Raw genomic sequence first — 16422 nt, forward strand, 5'->3', positions numbered from 1 at the left:
CCGTAGATGTCAAAGACCCCCAGCCGCTATCGACTGGGGGTCTTTTCGCTGGTGGGGCTAACAGGATTTGAACCTGTGGCCTCATCCTTATCAGGGATGCGCTCTAACCAACTGAGCTATAGCCCCGCCGCGCTCTGCGGAGTGTGTCCCGCGCGCTGACTCCTGAAGATTAGCGCACGTCGGGGCCAGTCCCAAAATCGGTTCCCGGTCACCCGACGGCGGCGCTACTCGTCCTCCGCCAGCGTGAGCTCCACACCGCCCACGAAACCGGCCGACAGGTTGTAGATGAACGCGCCCAGGGTTGCCAGGGCGGTCATCAGGACCACGTCGATGACCGCGATGATCGAGGTGAACATGAGCACGCGCGGCAGCGACAGGAACGACTGCAGGTCGAAACCGTTGGACTCGTTCGAGCCCGTCGCCTCGCTGATCGTGCCGCCGACGGTCGAGAAGACGCCCATGGCGTCCATGACCATCCACAGCACCGACGCGGCCACCACCGTGCAGATGCCCAGCGCGATGGAGAGCAGGAAGCTCACCTTCATCACCGACCACGGGTCGGCCTTCGCCACCCGCAGCCGTGCCTTGCGCGTACGGGGCGTGGTGCGCGCCCCCGTACGCGGCAGGCGCACCGCGCCGGCGTTCTGGCCGACCGCTCCGCCCGGGCCGCCGGCCGTGCCGCCGCCCGCACCCGCGCCCGGCGCCTGAGCGCCGTACGCCTGCGGAGGGTGGTACGGCCCGCCCGGCTGCTGCGCACCCGCGCGCTCGCCGGGCAGCGGCCCGTTGTACGTCTCGTAGGACGAGGGCTTGGGCCCCCGAGTGTCCGTCACCGCAACCCCCTGGGAGTCCGTGGCGGGGCCACGGGCGCCGTTCGCTCCAGCACCAGCAGAAGCTCCGGCAGCCGCCGATCCGGCGCCCGTGGCTCCACTCACGCTCTACTCCTCGTGCTCCCCGGCCGAGGGCTCGGTGCCCTCGGCTGCCTCGACCGCGGTCGCGGCCTCGACGACTTCGCCGTTCTCGGCCTCGATCTCGACCGCGTCGACCTCTTCGGCCTCGCTGCCCGCCTCGGCGTTCCGTGCGATGCCGACGACGGCATCGCGCTTGCCCAGGTTGATCAGCTGGACGCCCATGGTGTCACGGCCGGTCTCCCTGACTTCGTTGACTCGCGTACGAATCACACCGCCGGAGAGCGTGATGGCGAGGATTTCGTCCGTCTCCTCGACCACCAGCGCGCCCACGAGCGAGCCGCGGTCCTCCACGATCTTGGCGGCCTTGATACCGAGGCCACCGCGACCCTGGACGCGGTACTCGTCGACGTTGGTCCGCTTCGCGTACCCACCGTCGGTGGCGGTGAAGACGAACGTACCCGGCCGGACGACATTCATCGAGAGCAGCTCGTCGCCTTCGCGGAAACTCATCCCCTTGACGCCTGATGTCGCTCGTCCCATCGGACGCAGCGCGTCGTCCGTCGCGGTGAAGCGGATCGACTGCGCCTTCTTGCTGATGAGCAGCAGATCGTCCTCCGCCGACACCAGCTCCGCGCCGATCAGCTCGTCGTCGCCGCCGTCCTCCGTCTCCCGGAGGTTGATCGCGATGACACCACCGGAACGCGGCGAGTCGTAGTCCTTCAGCGCGGTCTTCTTCACCAGACCGCCCTTGGTGGCGAGCACCAGGTAGGGCGCGGCGTCGTAGTCGCGGATCGCGAGGATCTCGGCGATCTGCTCGTCCGGCTGGAAGGCGAGGAGGTTGGCCACGTGCTGACCGCGCGCGTCCCGGCCGGCGTCCGGAAGCTCGTACGCCTTGGCCCGGTAGACCCGCCCCTTGTTGGTGAAGAAGAGGAGCCAGTGGTGGGTGGTGGAGACGAAGAAGTGGTCGACGATGTCGTCCTGCTTCAGCTTCGTGCCCCGCACGCCCTTGCCGCCGCGCTTCTGCGAGCGGTAGTCCTCGGTCTTCGTACGCTTCACATAGCCGCCACGCGTGATGGTGACGACGATGTCCTCCTCGGCGATCAGGTCCTCGATGGACATGTCACCGTCGAAGGGCACCAGCTTGGAGCGGCGGTCGTCGCCGAACTTCTCGACGATCAGCGCCAGCTCCTCGCTGACGATGGCGCGCTGACGCTGCTCGGAGGCGAGGATCGCGTTGTACTCGTTGATCTTCGCCTGCAGCTCGTCGTGCTCGGCGACGATCTTCTGGCGCTCCAGGGCGGCGAGCCGGCGCAGCTGCATCTCGAGGATGGCGTTGGCCTGGATCTCGTCGATCTGCAGCAGGCCCATCAGGCCCTCGCGCGCGACGTCCACGGTCTGGCTGCGCCGGATGAGGGCGATGACCTCGTCGATCGCGTCCAGCGCCTTGAGGAGACCGCGCAGGATGTGCGCGCGCTCCTCCGCCTTGCGCAGCCGGAAGCGCGTACGACGGACGATGACCTCGATCTGGTGCGTCACCCAGTGGCGGATGAACGCGTCGAGCGAGAGCGTGCGCGGCACACCGTCGACGAGCGCCAGCATGTTCGCGCCGAAGTTCGTCTGCAGGTCGGTGTGCTTGTACAGGTTGTTCAGGACGACCTTGGCGACGGCGTCGCGCTTGAGCACGATGACGAGCCGCTGGCCGGTACGGGACGAGGTCTCGTCGCGGACGTCGGCGATGCCGCCGATCTTGCCGTCCTTGACCAGGTCGGCGATCTTCTGCGCGAGGTTGTCCGGGTTGACCTGGTAGGGCAGCTCCGTGACCACCAGGCACTGGCGGTTCTGGATCTCCTCGACCTCGACGACCGCGCGCATCGTGATCGAGCCACGGCCGGTGCGGTACGCCTCCTCGATGCCCTTGCGGCCCACGACCAGCGCACCGGACGGGAAGTCCGGGCCCTTGATCCGCTCGATGAGCGCGTCAAGCAGCTCCTCGTGCGTGGCCTCCGGGTGCTCCAGCGCCCACTGGGCGCCGGCCGCGACCTCGCGCAGGTTGTGCGGCGGGATGTTGGTCGCCATACCGACCGCGATTCCCGCCGAGCCGTTGACCAGCAGGTTCGGGAAGCGCGCCGGCAGGACCGTCGGCTCCTGGTTACGGCCGTCGTAGTTGTCCTGGAAGTCGACGGTCTCCTCGTCGATGTCCCGGAGCATCTCCATCGACAGCGGCATGAGCTTGCACTCGGTGTACCGCATGGCGGCCGCCGGGTCGTTGCCCGGCGAGCCGAAGTTGCCGTTGGAGTCCACCAGCGGCAGCCGCATCGACCACGGCTGGGCCAGCCGGACCAGGGCGTCGTAGATCGAGGAGTCGCCGTGCGGGTGGTACGTGCCCATGACGTCACCGACGACGCGGGCGCACTTGTAGAAGCCCTTCTCGGGGCGGTAGCCGCCGTCGTACATCGCGTACAGCACGCGACGGTGGACGGGCTTGAGACCGTCCCGTACGTCCGGCAGCGCACGCGACACGATGACGGACATCGCGTAGTCGAGGTACGAGCGCTGCATCTCGGTCTCGAGCCCCACGGGCTCCACGCGCATGCCCACGCCCGGAACCATCGGCTCCTCTTCGGGCATCACAGGGGTGTTCTCGTCGGCCATTGCTGGTCTTCAGTCCTTTCGTACGGTCAGCTGAGGCCGACTCAGATGTCGAGGAAGCGAACGTCCTTGGCGTTGCGCTGGATGAACGAACGCCGTGCCTCGACGTCCTCACCCATCAGCACCGAGAACAGATCGTCGGCCTGGGCCGCGTCGTCGAGGGTGACCTGGCCGAGCACGCGGTGGTCCTGGTCCATGGTGGTGATGCGCAGCTCCTCCGCGTTCATCTCACCCAGACCCTTGAAGCGCTGGATCGAGTCCTCGCGGATCCGCTTGCCGTTCTGCTTGCCCAGCTCGACGAGCGCGTCGCGCTCCCGGTCCGAGTACGCGTATTCGAAGTCGTCCCGGCCCCACTTGATCTTGTACAGCGGGGGCCGGGAGAGGTAGACGTGACCGGCCTCGACCAGCGGACGCATGAAGCGGAAGAGGAAGGTCAGCAGCAGGGTGTTGATGTGCTGGCCGTCGACGTCGGCGTCCGCCATCAGGATGATCTTGTGATAGCGGAGCTTCTCGATGTCGAAGTCCTCGTGGACTCCGGTGCCGAAGGCCGAGATCAGCGCCTGGACCTCGGTGTTCTGCAGGATCTTGTCGATCCGGGCCTTCTCGACGTTCAGGATCTTGCCTCGGATCGGCAGGATGGCCTGGTACATCGGGTTACGGCCGGACTTGGCCGAGCCGCCGGCGGAGTCGCCCTCGACGATGAAGATCTCGCACTTGGAGGGGTCGTTCGACTGGCAGTCGGACAGCTTGCCCGGCAGCGAGGCGCTCTCCAGCAGGCCCTTGCGGCGCGTCAGGTCGCGGGCCTTGCGGGCCGCCACGCGCGCGGTGGCCGCCTGGATCGACTTACGGATGATGTCCGTGGCCTCGTTCGGGTTCCGGTCGAACCAGTCGTTGAGGTGCTCGTGCACGACCTTCTGCACGAAGGTCTTGGCCTCCGTGTTGCCCAGCTTGGTCTTGGTCTGGCCCTCGAACTGCGGCTCGCCGAGCTTGACGGAGATGATCGCCGTCAGACCCTCGCGGATGTCCTCACCGGTGAGGTTGTCGTCCTTCTCGCGCAGCAGCTTCTTGTCGCGCGCGTACCGGTTCACGAGGCCGGTGAGCGCGGCGCGGAAGCCCTCTTCGTGCGTACCGCCCTCGTGGGTGTGGATCGTGTTGGCGAAGGAGTAGACACCCTCGGTGTACTGCGAGTTCCACTGCATCGCGATCTCGACCGAGAGCATCCGCTCCTTGTCCTCGGCCTCGACGTCGATGACGGTGGGGTGGATCAGCTCACCCTTGCGGGAGTTGAGGTACTTGACGAAGTCGACGATGCCGCCTTCGTAGTGGTACTTCACCGTCCTCGCCGGCTGCTCATCCGCCGCCTCGGCGTCGGGGTCGTCGGCGCCGACCGTGGCCTTCGCGGACTCGCGCTCGTCGGTGAGCGTGATCGTCAGGCCCTTGTTGAGGAAGGCCATCTCCTGGAAGCGGCGCGAGAGCGTCTCGAAGGAGTACTCGGTCGTCTCGAAGATGTCCGCGTCGGCCCAGAACGTGACCGAGGTGCCGGTCTCGTCGGTCGCCTCGTGCTTCGCGAGGGGCGCGGTGGGGACGCCCATCTTGTAGTCCTGCGTCCAGCGGTGGCCGTCGGTCTTGACCTCCACCGAGACCTTGGTGGAGAGGGCGTTGACGACGGAGACGCCGACGCCGTGGAGACCGCCGGAGACCGCGTAGCCGCCGCCGCCGAACTTGCCGCCCGCGTGGAGGACCGTCAGCACGACCTCGACGGCCGGCTTGCCCTCGGACGGGACGATGCCGACGGGGATGCCACGGCCGTTGTCGACGACGCGGACGCCGCCGTCGGCCAGGATCGTCACGTCGATGGTGTCCGCGTGACCGGCCAGGGCTTCGTCGACCGAGTTGTCGACGACCTCCTGCACCATGTGGTGCAGACCACGCTCACCGGTCGAGCCGATGTACATGCCGGGTCGCTTGCGGACCGCGTCCAGACCCTCGAGCACGGTGATCGCGCTGGCGTCGTACGACGCAGCGTTGGCGGACTGGGTGTTCTCGTTGGGGTTGCCGGAATCGGCCACGAAGCGCCCTTTCTGGCACAGCACAGCCGGGCTCCGGGCATGCGGGAGCGGCTGCGTCGTTCGACATGTTCCGCAGGGTGGCGGGATTGTCTTCCAGTCTACCGGTAGCGCTGACACTCATGGGGGTTTGCCGGTACCTGAGTCCGCATGTGCCGCCCTGAGCGGGTCCTCACCGACTCCCCATATACGCCCAGGGTCTCCAGAACGCTCTGACGGCCACCCAGCGCTTCGGGCGGTGACGCCCCGCTGTGGGCAATCGTTCCGCCGGGGCGGAACGGGTGGGCAGAGCGGAACGGCGCCTCCGCGGGCGCGCTCCGCACCCGTACCCGCCTTCACACGCGAGCCCGCGCGCTTGTACCGAACCACCCCGCCCGGCGCCCTAGCCGTACGTGTCCCCGGGCCCCACGGACCCCGGCGCCCGCAGCGGCCCGTACCCCCGCCGCACGCCCGACGACGGCCCCAAGACCTTGATCATCCGCACGGTCCCCTGGCCCAGGTCCTCGTTCAGACGCGCCACCAGCCTCGGTGCGAGCAGACGCAGCTGCGTCGCCCACGCCGTCGAGTCGCACTGCACGGTGAGCACCCGGGCGTCCGGGTCCTCCTCGTACTTCAGCGGTACGCAGTGCTTCGCCAGGTCCTCGCCCACGATCTGCGGCCAGCGCCCCATGACCCCGCCCACCGCCGCCGGTGTCTCCCAGCCGCGTTCGGTGATGAGCCGGTTGATCGCGGCGCCGAGCGCCAAGGGGTCGCGGCCGTCCGCTCCGGAGCCGGAGCGCAGCCCGCCGCCCCGCCGGGCCTGCTTCTTCTGCTGGGCCGCCGCGCCCCGTGCCTTCGCCTGCTCCTTGGCGGCGCGCAGCGCGACCCGCGCGAGGTCCACCCCGGAGGCCTCGGGCACCTTGGGACCCTCGGTCTCCGGCGCCCCGAGCTGTCCCTGCTCGTTCTCGTTCACAACCGCTCCACGTTCCCGTCGGCCACCGCGTACCGCGTCCCGGCGAGCACTGCCGGCACGTCGTCGTCCACCGCGGCGGTGACCAGCACCTGCTCGCCCGGGGCCACCAGCTCCGCCAGCCGCTCGCGGCGCCGCGCGTCCAGCTCGGCGAAGACGTCGTCGAGGACGAGCACCGGCTCGTTCCCCTCCGCGCGCAGCAGGTCGTACGAGGCCAGCCGCAGCGCCAGCGCGTACGACCAGGACTCCCCGTGGCTCGCGTATCCCTTCGCCGGCAGGTCGCCGAGCTTGAGCAGCAGCTCGTCGCGGTGCGGTCCGACCAGCGTGACCCCCCGTTCGATCTCCTGCTTGCGCACCTCCGCGAGCGCGGCGATCAGCTGTTCGTACAGCTCCTCGCGCGTGTGGCCGGGGCCCGGCGCGGACGGCCGGTACTCCAGCAGAATCGGTCCGCCGCCCGGCGCGAGCTGCTCGTAGGCCTTGTCGGCCAGCGGCTGCAGCACCCCGATCAGATCCAGCCGCTGGGCGAGCAGCTCGGCGCCCACCCGGGCCAGATGCTGGTCCCACACGTCGAGGGTCGACAGGTCCATGCCACGACCCCCGTGCCGCCGGGCCATCGCCGCGGTCTTCAGGAGGGTGTTGCGCTGCTTCAGCACGCGCTCGTAGTCCGCGCGCACGCCCGCCATCCGCGGCGCGCGCGCCGTGATCAGTTCGTCGAGGAAGCGCCGGCGCTCCCCGGGATCGCCCTTGACCAGGGCGAGATCCTCCGGCGCGAACAGCACGGTCCGTACGATGCCCAGCACGTCACGCGGTCTGACCTGCGAGGATCTGTTGATACGGGCCCGGTTCGCGCGACCCGGGTTGAGCTCCAGCTCGATCAGCTGGGAGCGCTCGCCCTGGGTGACGGCGGCGCGGATGACCGCCCGGTCCGCCCCCATCCGTACGAGGGGCGCGTCCGAGGCGACGCGGTGGCTGCCGAGGGTGGCGAGATAGCCGACGGCCTCGACGAGGTTGGTCTTGCCCTGGCCGTTCGCGCCCACGAAAGCCGTGACGCCCGGGTCGAGCGGGACCTCGACCCGGGCGTAGGAGCGAAAGTCGGCCAGCGACAGATGCGTGACATGCATGGTGTGCGCCGACCTTCCCGCGGCTGCTGTGCACGGTGGGTGCACAGCCTGTGGATTACTTCTTGGACTCGACCGCGTGGCCGCCGAACTGGTTGCGCAGTGCGGCGATCATCTTCATCTGCGGGGAGTCGTCCTGACGGGACGCGAACCGCGCGAACAGCGAAGCGGTGATCGCGGGCAGCGGCACGGCGTTGTCGATCGCGGCCTCCACGGTCCACCGGCCCTCGCCGGAGTCCTGCGCGAAGCCGCGGAGCCGCTCCAGGTGCTCGTCCTCGTCCAGGGCGTTGACCGCCAGGTCGAGCAGCCAGGAACGGATGACCGTGCCCTCCTGCCAGGAGCGGAAGACCTCGCGCACGTCGGTGACGGAGTCGACCTTCTCCAGGAGCTCCCAGCCCTCGGCGTACGCCTGCATCATCGCGTACTCGATGCCGTTGTGGACCATCTTCGCGAAGTGGCCGGCGCCGACCTTGCCCGCGTGGACGGAGCCGAACTCGCCCTCGGGCTTGAGCGCGTCGAAGATCGGCTGGACCTTCGCCACGTTCTCGGCGTCGCCGCCGTACATCAGCGCGTAGCCGTTCTCCAGACCCCACACACCGCCGGAGACGCCGCAGTCGACGAACCCGATGCCCTTGGCGGCGAGCTCCTCGGCGTGCTTCTCGTCGTCGGTCCAGCGGGAGTTCCCGCCGTCCACGACGATGTCGCCGGGGGAGAGCAGTTCGGCCAGCTCGTCGATGGTGGACTGGGTCGCGGCACCGGCCGGGACCATGACCCACACGACGCGCGGACCCTTGAGCTTGCCCACAAGCTCTTCCAGGCTGTGGACATCGGCGAGGTCCGGGTTGCGGTCGTATCCGATGACGGTGTGGCCTGCGCGGCGGATGCGCTCACGCATGTTGCCGCCCATCTTGCCGAGACCGACGAGACCGAGCTCCATCAGAGATTCCTTAAGCGTCGTGTGCGGTTCGTACCCGCGTCCGAGCCTACGCCCGGACCCCGGTGCACACCTGTGGGGTCAGCCGCTCAGTCGACGCCCCTGTCAGCCGCTGAGACGCACCGGCATGATCAGGTACTTGTAGGCCTCGTCCGCCTCCGCGTCCACGGCCGGCTTGCCGCTCAGCAGCGCCGGCTTGGTGGAGGTGGTGAAGGAGAGCTGGGCGACCGGGGAGTCGATCGCGCTCAGGCCGTCGAGCAGGAAGGTCGGGTTGAAGGCGATCGAGATGTCGTCGCCCTCCAGCTGCGCGTCCACACGCTCCACAGCCTGTGCGTCGTCGCTGGAGCCGGCCTCCAGGATCAGCACGCCCTGCTCGAAGCTGAGCCGGACCGGGGTGTTGCGCTCGGCCACCAGGGCCACACGCTTGACGGCCTCGACGAAGGGCGCGGTCTCGATCACCGCCACCGAGTTGAACTCGGTGGGGAAGAGGGTGCGGTACTTCGGCAGGTCGCCTTCGAGCAGCCGGGTGGTGGTGCGGCGGCCCGCGCCCTCGAAACCGATCAGGCCCTCGCCCTTGCCGGAGCCCGAGAGCGCCAGGGTGACGGTGTCACCGCTGGTCAGCGCCTTGGCGGTGTCAAGGAGGGTCTTCGCGGGCACCAGGGCGACGGCGGAGGCGTCCGGGGACTCCGGCTTCCACAGGAACTCGCGGACCGCGAAGCGGTAGCGGTCGGTGGAGGCCAAGGTGACCGTGTCGCCCTCGATCTCGATGCGCACACCGGTGAGGACGGGCAGCGTGTCGTCGCGGCCCGCGGCGATGGCGACCTGAGCGGCGGCGGAGGCGAAGACCTCGCCGGGCACGGTGCCGGTCGCGGTCGGCATCTCCGGCAGCGCCGGGTACTCCTCCACAGGCAGCGTGTGGAGGGTGAAGCGGGAGGTGCCGCAGACCACGGTCGCCCGTACACCGTCTGTGGAAATCTCCACCGGCCGGTTGGGGAGCGCGCGGCAGATGTCGGCGAGCAGGCGGCCGGAGACCAGGACCGTGCCGTCCTCCTCGACCTCCGCCTCGACGGAGACCCGGGCCGAGACCTCGTAGTCGAAGCTCGAGAAGCTCAGCGCGCCGTCCTCGGCCTTCAGCAGAAGGCCCGCGAGTACGGGCGCCGGCGGACGGGCCGGAAGGCTGCGGGCCACCCAGGCCACCGCCTCCGCGAGTACATCGCGCTCCACCCGGATCTTCACCGGAACCGCCTCCTGCTGTTGCTGGCTCTTCGTCGACTGCGAGAACCAGTCTGACGTACGCCACCGACACTCGGTGCGGCTCGGGGTCAAGTCGCGACAAGAGGCCGCCGAGGCTCCGGCGCCGAGTTGTGCACAGGTCCCACTTCGAAGCGGATTCCGGGCTAACTCTAGGTGGCAGTAGTAGTAGGGCCTGTGGAAACGGTGGATAACACCGTATTCGCAGGTCAGAGCCGGTTTTTTGTCCACCGCGCCTGTGGGTGGAACCGGTGGACAACCGGGGTGTTCTGTGGACGCCCGAAAGTTCTGCACACCCGGTACACAGGCCACGGGGAGTTCTCCCCAGTGCTGTCCCCAGCTTTACCCACGTTCCCCACAGCCCAATCGTCTCCCTTGGTGTGACCGCTTTCACTCGACGCAGTGAGCCGGGGTGTTTCGTTGCCGAACAGTGGACAGCGGTGTGGAGAAGCTGTGGGCAACCACGACCCGCCTGTGGGTTGCCAGTGGACAACCTTCGCGGGCCCCTGTGGACGAAAAATTCGTCCACAGGCTGTGGATCAAGGTTGCCAACAAATCCACACCCCTCTGACCTGGCGAGATACGCAGTCCACCGGGTCGCCTGTGGAAGCGATCCGGATAACTCCGCAGTCCCCACCCTGTGGACGGGAGATCATCCCCCAATCTGTGGAGAACCCGCCACCCACGCCTCGGATTCGAACAGCCCGACGGCGCACAGGCGTGTGGACACGGGCCGGCAGCGCGGCCGGGCACGCCGAAGGGCGCCCCGGAAGGTGTCCCGGAGCGCCCTTCGGAGGGTGCGGAGCGGCTCTCTCAGCCGTTCTTGATGCGGTTGGTGAGCTCGGTGACCTGGTTGTAGATGGAGCGCCGCTCGGCCATGAGCGCGCGGATCTTGCGGTCCGCGTGCATCACCGTCGTATGGTCGCGGCCGCCGAACTGCGCGCCGATCTTCGGCAGCGACAGGTCCGTGAGCTCCCGGCACAGATACATGGCGATCTGCCGGGCCGTCACCAGGACCCGGCTGCGCGAGGAACCGCAGAGGTCCTCCACCGTCAGCCCGAAGTAGTCCGCCGTCGCGGCCATGATCGCCGGGGCGGTGATCTCCGGTGCCGAGTCCTCGCCGCCGGGGATCAGGTCCTTCAGCACGATCTCCGTGAGCCCCAGGTCCACCGGCTGCCGGTTGAGGCTCGCGAAGGCCGTGACGCGGATCAGCGCGCCCTCCAGCTCACGGATGTTCCGCGAGATGCGGGAGGCGATGAACTCCAGCACCTCCGGCGGGGCGTTGAGCTGCTCCTGGACCGCCTTCTTGCGGAGGATCGCGATCCGCGTCTCCAGCTCCGGCGGCTGCACGTCGGTGGTCAGGCCCCACTCGAAGCGGTTGCGCAGCCGGTCCTCCAGGGTCATCAGCTGCTTGGGCGGCCGGTCCGAGGAGAGCACGATCTGCTTGTTCGCGTTGTGGAGCGTGTTGAAGGTGTGGAAGAACTCCTCCTGCGTCGACTCCTTGCTCGCCAGGAACTGGATGTCGTCGACCAGCAGGATGTCCACATCGCGGTAGCGCTTGCGGAAGGTGTCGCCCTTGCCGTCGCGGATCGAGTTGATGAACTCGTTGGTGAACTCCTCCGAGCTCACGTACCGCACCCGGGTGCCCGGGTAGAGGCTGCGCGCGTAGTGCCCGATGGCGTGCAGCAGGTGCGTCTTGCCGAGGCCCGACTCGCCGTAGATGAAGAGCGGGTTGTACGCCTTCGCGGGCGCCTCGGCCACCGCGACGGCGGCCGCGTGCGCGAACCGGTTCGAGGAGCCGATGACGAAGGTGTCGAAGAGGTACTTGGGGTTGAGGCGCGCGTGCTGCTCGCCCGGGGCACCGGACGACGCACCCTGGCCGGAGGAGGAGCCCGGTCGGCCCACCCCGGGGCCGCCGCCGACGGGGCCCGGCACGGGCCCGCCCGGACGCTGGCCCTGGCCCGCTCCGTGGCCCTGCGGATCGGGCAGCTCGCCGCGCTCCGGCCGCTGCGGCTGGTCGTAGGCCGACGGCCGCTCGTCGTACCGGGACTGCTGCCGCGGACCCGCGTACGGGTCGCGCTCCTGGTAGCCGCCGAGTCGCGGCTGCTGCCAGGAGAGGTCCTCCTGGGTGCGCGGCCAGGAGCCCGGGTCCGGGCGCTGCTGCTGGTAGTCCGGATAGGCGGGGCGCGCGGTGGGCAGCCCGTCGTCGGGCATCGGCCGGTGGCCGTACCCGTCGTACTTCTCGTACGACTCCGTCGGCGGGCGCTCGTCGTAGCGCTGCTGCTGGACGGGCGGGGCCGGCGGGGTCGGCTCGCCGGCGGAGTCGTCGACGGTGATCGCGATCCGGATCGGTCGGCCGCACTCGCGGCTCAGCGTCTCGCTGATCAGCGGCGCCAGGCGTCCTTCGAGGACCCGCTTGCCCCACTCGTTGGGAACGGCGAGGAGCGCGGTGTCGGCCACCAGTGCGAGAGGCTGGCAGCGCTCGATCCACTGCTTGTCCTTGGGCTCGATGCCCTGCTGGCCTTCTCCGAGGAGCTGCTCCAGCACGCGTGGCCACACTGCGGCAAGATCGGCAGGTACGTCAGCCACAGGGCACGCTTCCTCGCAGGTCCCACGAATGTGTGGTTCTCGGGACGGTAGGTCGAAGTCCGTGAGGACAGGTAAGGACAGAACGGGAAAAGGTTCGGGAGTCCAGCCACGGTAGTCGTGGCGGCTGACCTCGTTCAAGTTGTTGTCCACAGCCTGTGCACAATGGGGGCCCGGTGATCGGCCGGTTTGACCGGATGGCGTAGCCGCGCGTACCGTAACCAGGTCGAGTTGTCGATGGCTGCTGCCGCCTGCCTCCGATGGGCAAAGATCACGGTCTGTGATCGTGAAGCGGTGCACTCGGGCGTATTGCGAGCTACTCGTGGGCGCACGGTGACAGCCAGGCGATGTCCCGCCACCAACGAATCATTTCTGGAGCCCCCGAGTGAGCAAGCGCACCTTCCAGCCGAACAACCGTCGTCGCGCCAAGACCCACGGCTTCCGCCTGCGGATGCGCACGCGTGCCGGTCGCGCCATCCTGGCGAACCGTCGTGCCAAGGGTCGCGCGAGCCTGTCCGCCTGATCCGCTTAAACAGGTCATGACGTGCTGCCTACCGAGAATCGGCTGAGGCGGCGCGAGGACTTCGCAACCGCGGTACGCCGAGGTCGCCGGGCCGGTCGCCCGCTCCTCGTCGTCCATCTGAGCAGCGGTGCAACGGACCCGCACGCGCCTGGGGAGAGCGCTTCCCCGACGCGTGCGGGTTTCGTCGTGAGCAAGGCCGTGGGCGGTTCGGTCGTCCGCAACCAGGTCAAGCGACGTCTGCGCCATCTCGTCCGCGAACGGCTCTCCGAGCTGCCCCCCGGTAGCCTGGTGGTCGTACGGGCGTTGCCCGGAGCCGGTGACGCCGATTACGCACAGCTGGCCCGAGACCTGGACGCCGCGCTTCAGCGGCTCCTGGGAGGGGGCACGCGATGAAGTACCCGCTGCTGGCTCTCATCAAGCTGTACCAGTGGACGATCAGCCCGCTCCTCGGGCCCGTCTGCCGGTACTACCCGTCGTGTTCCCACTACGGATTCACGGCCATCGACCGGCATGGCGCGATCAAGGGCACCGCCCTGACCGCCTGGCGCATCCTGCGGTGCAATCCGTGGTCGCCCGGCGGCGTGGACCACGTGCCTGCGCGCAAGCGTCCTCGCTGGCACGAAATGCTGCGGAACGCGCTGCGTGACGACAAGGGCGGGTCCACCGCCGAGACGAGCCCGGCCGCAGAGACCTCGCCCAATGCTCAAGGAGCCTGATTAGTGGACACGATTGCCAGTTTTTTCAGCTTCATCACCACACCTGTCTCATGGGTGATCGTCCAGTTCCACAAGGTGTACGGGGCGATCTTCGGTCCTGACACGGGCTGGGCCTGGGGCCTGTCGATCGTGTCCCTCGTGGTGCTGATCCGGATCTGTCTGATCCCGCTGTTCGTCAAGCAGATCAAGTCGACCCGGAACATGCAGGCGCTCCAGCCGAAGATGAAGGCGATCCAGGAGCGCTACAAGAGCGACAAGCAGCGCCAGTCCGAAGAGATGATGAAGCTGTACAAGGAGACGGGTACCAACCCGCTCTCCTCGTGCCTTCCCATCCTGGCGCAGTCGCCGTTCTTCTTCGCGCTGTACCACGTGCTCTCCAACATCGCCGAGGGCGACACGGTCGGTGTGATCAACCAGTCGCTGCTCGACAGCGCGCGACAGGCGCACATCTTCGGCGCCCCGCTGGCCGCGACCTTCACGGACAGCGCTCAGGACGTCGCGGCTCTCGACGCCTCGCTGACCTCGGTCCGCATCGTCACCGCGATCATGATCATCCTGATGTCGGCCTCGCAGTTCTTCACCCAGCGCCAGCTGATGATGAAGAACGTCGACCTCTCGGTGAAGACGCCCTACATGCAGCAGCAGAAGATGCTCATGTACATCTTCCCGGTGATCTTCGCGGTCATGGGCATCAACTTCCCCGTCGGTGTTCTCGTCTACTGGCTGACCACGAACGTGTGGACCATGGGGCAGCAGATGTACGTGATCAACCAGAACCCGACCCCGGGCAGCAAGGCCCAGGACGCCTACCTCCAGCGCCTGCTGAAGAACGTCGGGGCCCACGGTGAGGTCCGCGGCCGCCGTCGCAAGAACGTCGTCAAGGCCATCGTGGCCAAGGGCAGCGACCGCAACGAGAACGAGCGCCGCTTCTTCGCGGGTCTGGCCAAGGCCGGCTTCGCGGCCCAGCCCGACGGCACCGTGATCAAGAGCGACACCGTCACCGCCGAGGCCGAGGGCGGCGCCGCCAGGCGCCAGCAGCCCAAGCGCCAGACCAAGGCCAAGCGCCAGGCCGCCGCGGCCCAGCAGTCCACGGCGAAGAGCTCCGACGACGTCGCCGACTCCACCGATTCCGGCGAGGCCACCACCTCGCTGGAGAAGAAGCCGCAGGACGCGGTTCAGGACACGGCCAAGGACTCGGCGCAGGGCGAGAAGCCCGCGCGGCCGAGCCGGGCCAACTCCGGAGCCTCCCGTCAGGCCAAGTCCGGTCAGCGCAAGGGCCAGCAGCGCCCCAAGCACCCGTCGTCCAAGAAGTAGAAGGAGTCGATCCGTGACGGAAGGCACCACCTCCGCCGCCGCCGAGGGTGGCGACACCCTGACCCGCCTCGAGCAGGAGGGTGAGATCGCGGCCGACTACCTCGAGGGTCTGCTCGACATCGCCGACCTCGACGGCGACATCGACATGGACGTCGAGGCGGACCGCGCCGCGGTCTCGATCGTCAGCGACTCGAGCAGCCGTGACCTGCAGAAGCTCGTGGGCCGTGACGGCGAGGTCCTGGAGGCGCTCCAGGAGCTGACCCGCCTGGCCGTGAACCGGGAGACCGGTGACCGCAGCCGGCTGATGCTCGACATCGCCGGGTTCCGCGCCAAGAAGCGTACGGAGCTCGCCGAGATCGGTGCCAAGGCCGCGGCCGAGGTGAAGGCGACCGGTGAGCCGGTCAAGCTGGACCCGATGACGCCGTTCGAGCGCAAGGTCGTGCACGACGCGGTCGCCGCCGCCGGTCTGCGCAGCGAGTCCGAGGGCGAGGAGCCGCAGCGCTTCGTCGTCGTTCTCCCTGCCTGAGCCCTTTCGCAGTGTCGGCCCCGTCTGCTCGCAGGCGGGGCCGATCTTGTCAGCCTGATACTCAGCCACCACAGTGCGCTCGCACCTATGCGTGCGGTGCGGAAGGACGGTTCCCGTGACGGAGGCAGCGGAGCTCCCCCCTGCGCCCGAACAGGCTCGGACGGTATTCGGTGAGTTCTTCCCGGAGGCTGTCCGGTATGCGGAGCTCCTCGCGGACGCGGGTGTCAAGCGTGGCCTGATCGGCCCTCGCGAGGTGCCCCGGCTGTGGGAGCGGCACCTGCTGAACTGCGCGGTGCTCTCCGAGGTGGTTCCCGAGGGTGTCACCGTGTGCGATGTGGGCTCGGGCGCCGGCCTGCCCGGTATCCCGCTGGCCCTGGTGCGACCGGACCTGAAGATCACGCTCCTGGAACCGCTGCTCCGCCGGACGAACTTCCTCCAGGAGGTCGTGGAGCTGCTCGGGCTCGACCATGTGACCGTGGTCCGCGGTCGTGCCGAGGAGGTGCTCGGCACGCTCCAGCCCGTCCATGTGGTGACCGCCCGCGCCGTGGCCCCGCTGGACCGGCTGGCCGGCTGGGGTGTTCCGCTCCTGCGTCCGTACGGAGAGATGCTGGCCCTCAAGGGCGACACGGCCGAGGAGGAGATCGACGGCGCTCGCGCGGCGCTCGCCAAGCTCGGTGTGGTGGAAACCACGGTGCTGCACGTTGGTGAAGGCATCGTGGACCCCTTGTCGACCGTCGTACGGGTGGAGGTCGGGGAGAGTCCGGGCGGTGTGAGGTTCGCCGCGAAGCGAGCCAAGGCGGCCCGCCCCAGCAGGACCCGCCGTCGCCGCTGAGTTGCCCTGAGTTGTGCCGAACTGCCATCGGTGCGCAATTGATCCGTACA

Annotated in this window: 14 protein-coding genes and 1 tRNA gene; 6 read left to right on the top strand and 9 right to left on the bottom strand. The window is 68.6% G+C overall.

The window, feature by feature from the left end:
* Window positions 1-49: 49 nt before the first annotated feature.
* The 9 genes from ACF06X_RS28615 to dnaA form a co-directional block, all read right to left on the bottom strand.
* Window positions 50-126, bottom strand: a tRNA-Ile gene (locus tag ACF06X_RS28615).
* A 98-nt stretch (window positions 127-224) separates the two neighbouring features.
* Window positions 225-830 carry a DUF3566 domain-containing protein gene (locus ACF06X_RS28620; protein WP_392290202.1) on the bottom strand — a complete coding sequence of 202 codons (606 nt, stop codon included), beginning with the start codon at window positions 828-830 and terminating at the stop codon, window positions 225-227.
* A gap of 105 nt (window positions 831-935) precedes the next feature.
* Window positions 936-3560 (bottom strand): DNA gyrase subunit A, encoded by a 2625-nt coding sequence (gene gyrA / locus ACF06X_RS28625; RefSeq protein WP_392290203.1) that lies wholly within the window; start codon window positions 3558-3560, stop codon window positions 936-938.
* A gap of 41 nt (window positions 3561-3601) precedes the next feature.
* Entirely contained in the window at window positions 3602-5650 is a 2049-nt protein-coding gene (gene gyrB, locus ACF06X_RS28630) for a DNA topoisomerase (ATP-hydrolyzing) subunit B (protein WP_392290204.1), read from the bottom strand.
* Between the two features lie 355 nt (window positions 5651-6005).
* Complete coding sequence (locus ACF06X_RS28635) at window positions 6006-6575, bottom strand: DUF721 domain-containing protein (RefSeq protein WP_392290205.1); 570 nt, start codon at window positions 6573-6575, stop codon at window positions 6006-6008.
* Window positions 6572-7693, bottom strand: coding sequence for a DNA replication/repair protein RecF (gene recF, locus ACF06X_RS28640; RefSeq protein WP_392290206.1), 1122 nt, complete (start codon window positions 7691-7693; stop codon window positions 6572-6574). Before recF ends, ACF06X_RS28635 begins: the two co-directional genes overlap by 4 nt.
* Window positions 7694-7748: 55 nt before the next feature.
* A complete protein-coding gene (gene gnd / locus ACF06X_RS28645; RefSeq protein ID WP_189599541.1) occupies window positions 7749-8627 on the bottom strand; it encodes a phosphogluconate dehydrogenase (NAD(+)-dependent, decarboxylating) in 879 nt (292 codons plus the stop codon).
* A 102-nt stretch (window positions 8628-8729) separates the two neighbouring features.
* Window positions 8730-9860, bottom strand: coding sequence for a DNA polymerase III subunit beta (gene dnaN, locus ACF06X_RS28650; RefSeq protein ID WP_392290207.1), 1131 nt, complete (start codon window positions 9858-9860; stop codon window positions 8730-8732).
* 828 nt (window positions 9861-10688) lie between these two features.
* On the bottom strand, window positions 10689-12464 hold the full coding sequence (dnaA, locus tag ACF06X_RS28655; protein WP_392290208.1) for a chromosomal replication initiator protein DnaA: 1776 nt from the start codon (window positions 12462-12464) through the stop codon (window positions 10689-10691).
* Window positions 12465-12846: 382 nt separating this feature from the next.
* Between dnaA and rpmH the strand changes: the two genes are divergently transcribed.
* The 6 genes from rpmH (at window position 12847) to rsmG (ending at window position 16372) form a co-directional block, all read left to right on the top strand.
* Entirely contained in the window at window positions 12847-12984 is a 138-nt protein-coding gene (gene rpmH / locus ACF06X_RS28660; RefSeq protein WP_015659252.1) for a 50S ribosomal protein L34, read from the top strand.
* Window positions 12985-13005: 21 nt separating this feature from the next.
* Window positions 13006-13377 (top strand): ribonuclease P protein component, encoded by a 372-nt coding sequence (gene rnpA, locus ACF06X_RS28665; RefSeq protein WP_392290209.1) that lies wholly within the window; start codon window positions 13006-13008, stop codon window positions 13375-13377.
* On the top strand, window positions 13374-13700 hold the full coding sequence (yidD, locus tag ACF06X_RS28670) for a membrane protein insertion efficiency factor YidD (protein ID WP_158988557.1): 327 nt from the start codon (window positions 13374-13376) through the stop codon (window positions 13698-13700). The genes rnpA and yidD overlap by 4 nt, the downstream gene beginning before the upstream one ends.
* Before the next feature lie 3 nt (window positions 13701-13703).
* On the top strand, window positions 13704-15014 hold the full coding sequence (gene yidC, locus ACF06X_RS28675) for a membrane protein insertase YidC (protein WP_392290210.1): 1311 nt from the start codon (window positions 13704-13706) through the stop codon (window positions 15012-15014).
* A gap of 13 nt (window positions 15015-15027) precedes the next feature.
* Window positions 15028-15540: a protein jag gene (locus ACF06X_RS28680; RefSeq protein ID WP_392290211.1), complete on the top strand. Its 513-nt coding sequence runs from the start codon at window positions 15028-15030 to the stop codon at window positions 15538-15540.
* A gap of 115 nt (window positions 15541-15655) precedes the next feature.
* Window positions 15656-16372, top strand: coding sequence for a 16S rRNA (guanine(527)-N(7))-methyltransferase RsmG (rsmG, locus tag ACF06X_RS28685; RefSeq protein ID WP_392290212.1), 717 nt, complete (start codon window positions 15656-15658; stop codon window positions 16370-16372).
* Window positions 16373-16422: the final 50 nt, after the last annotated feature.

The organism is Streptomyces sp. NPDC015346 (assembly GCF_043078785.1).
Taxonomy (GTDB): domain Bacteria; phylum Actinomycetota; class Actinomycetes; order Streptomycetales; family Streptomycetaceae; genus Streptomyces.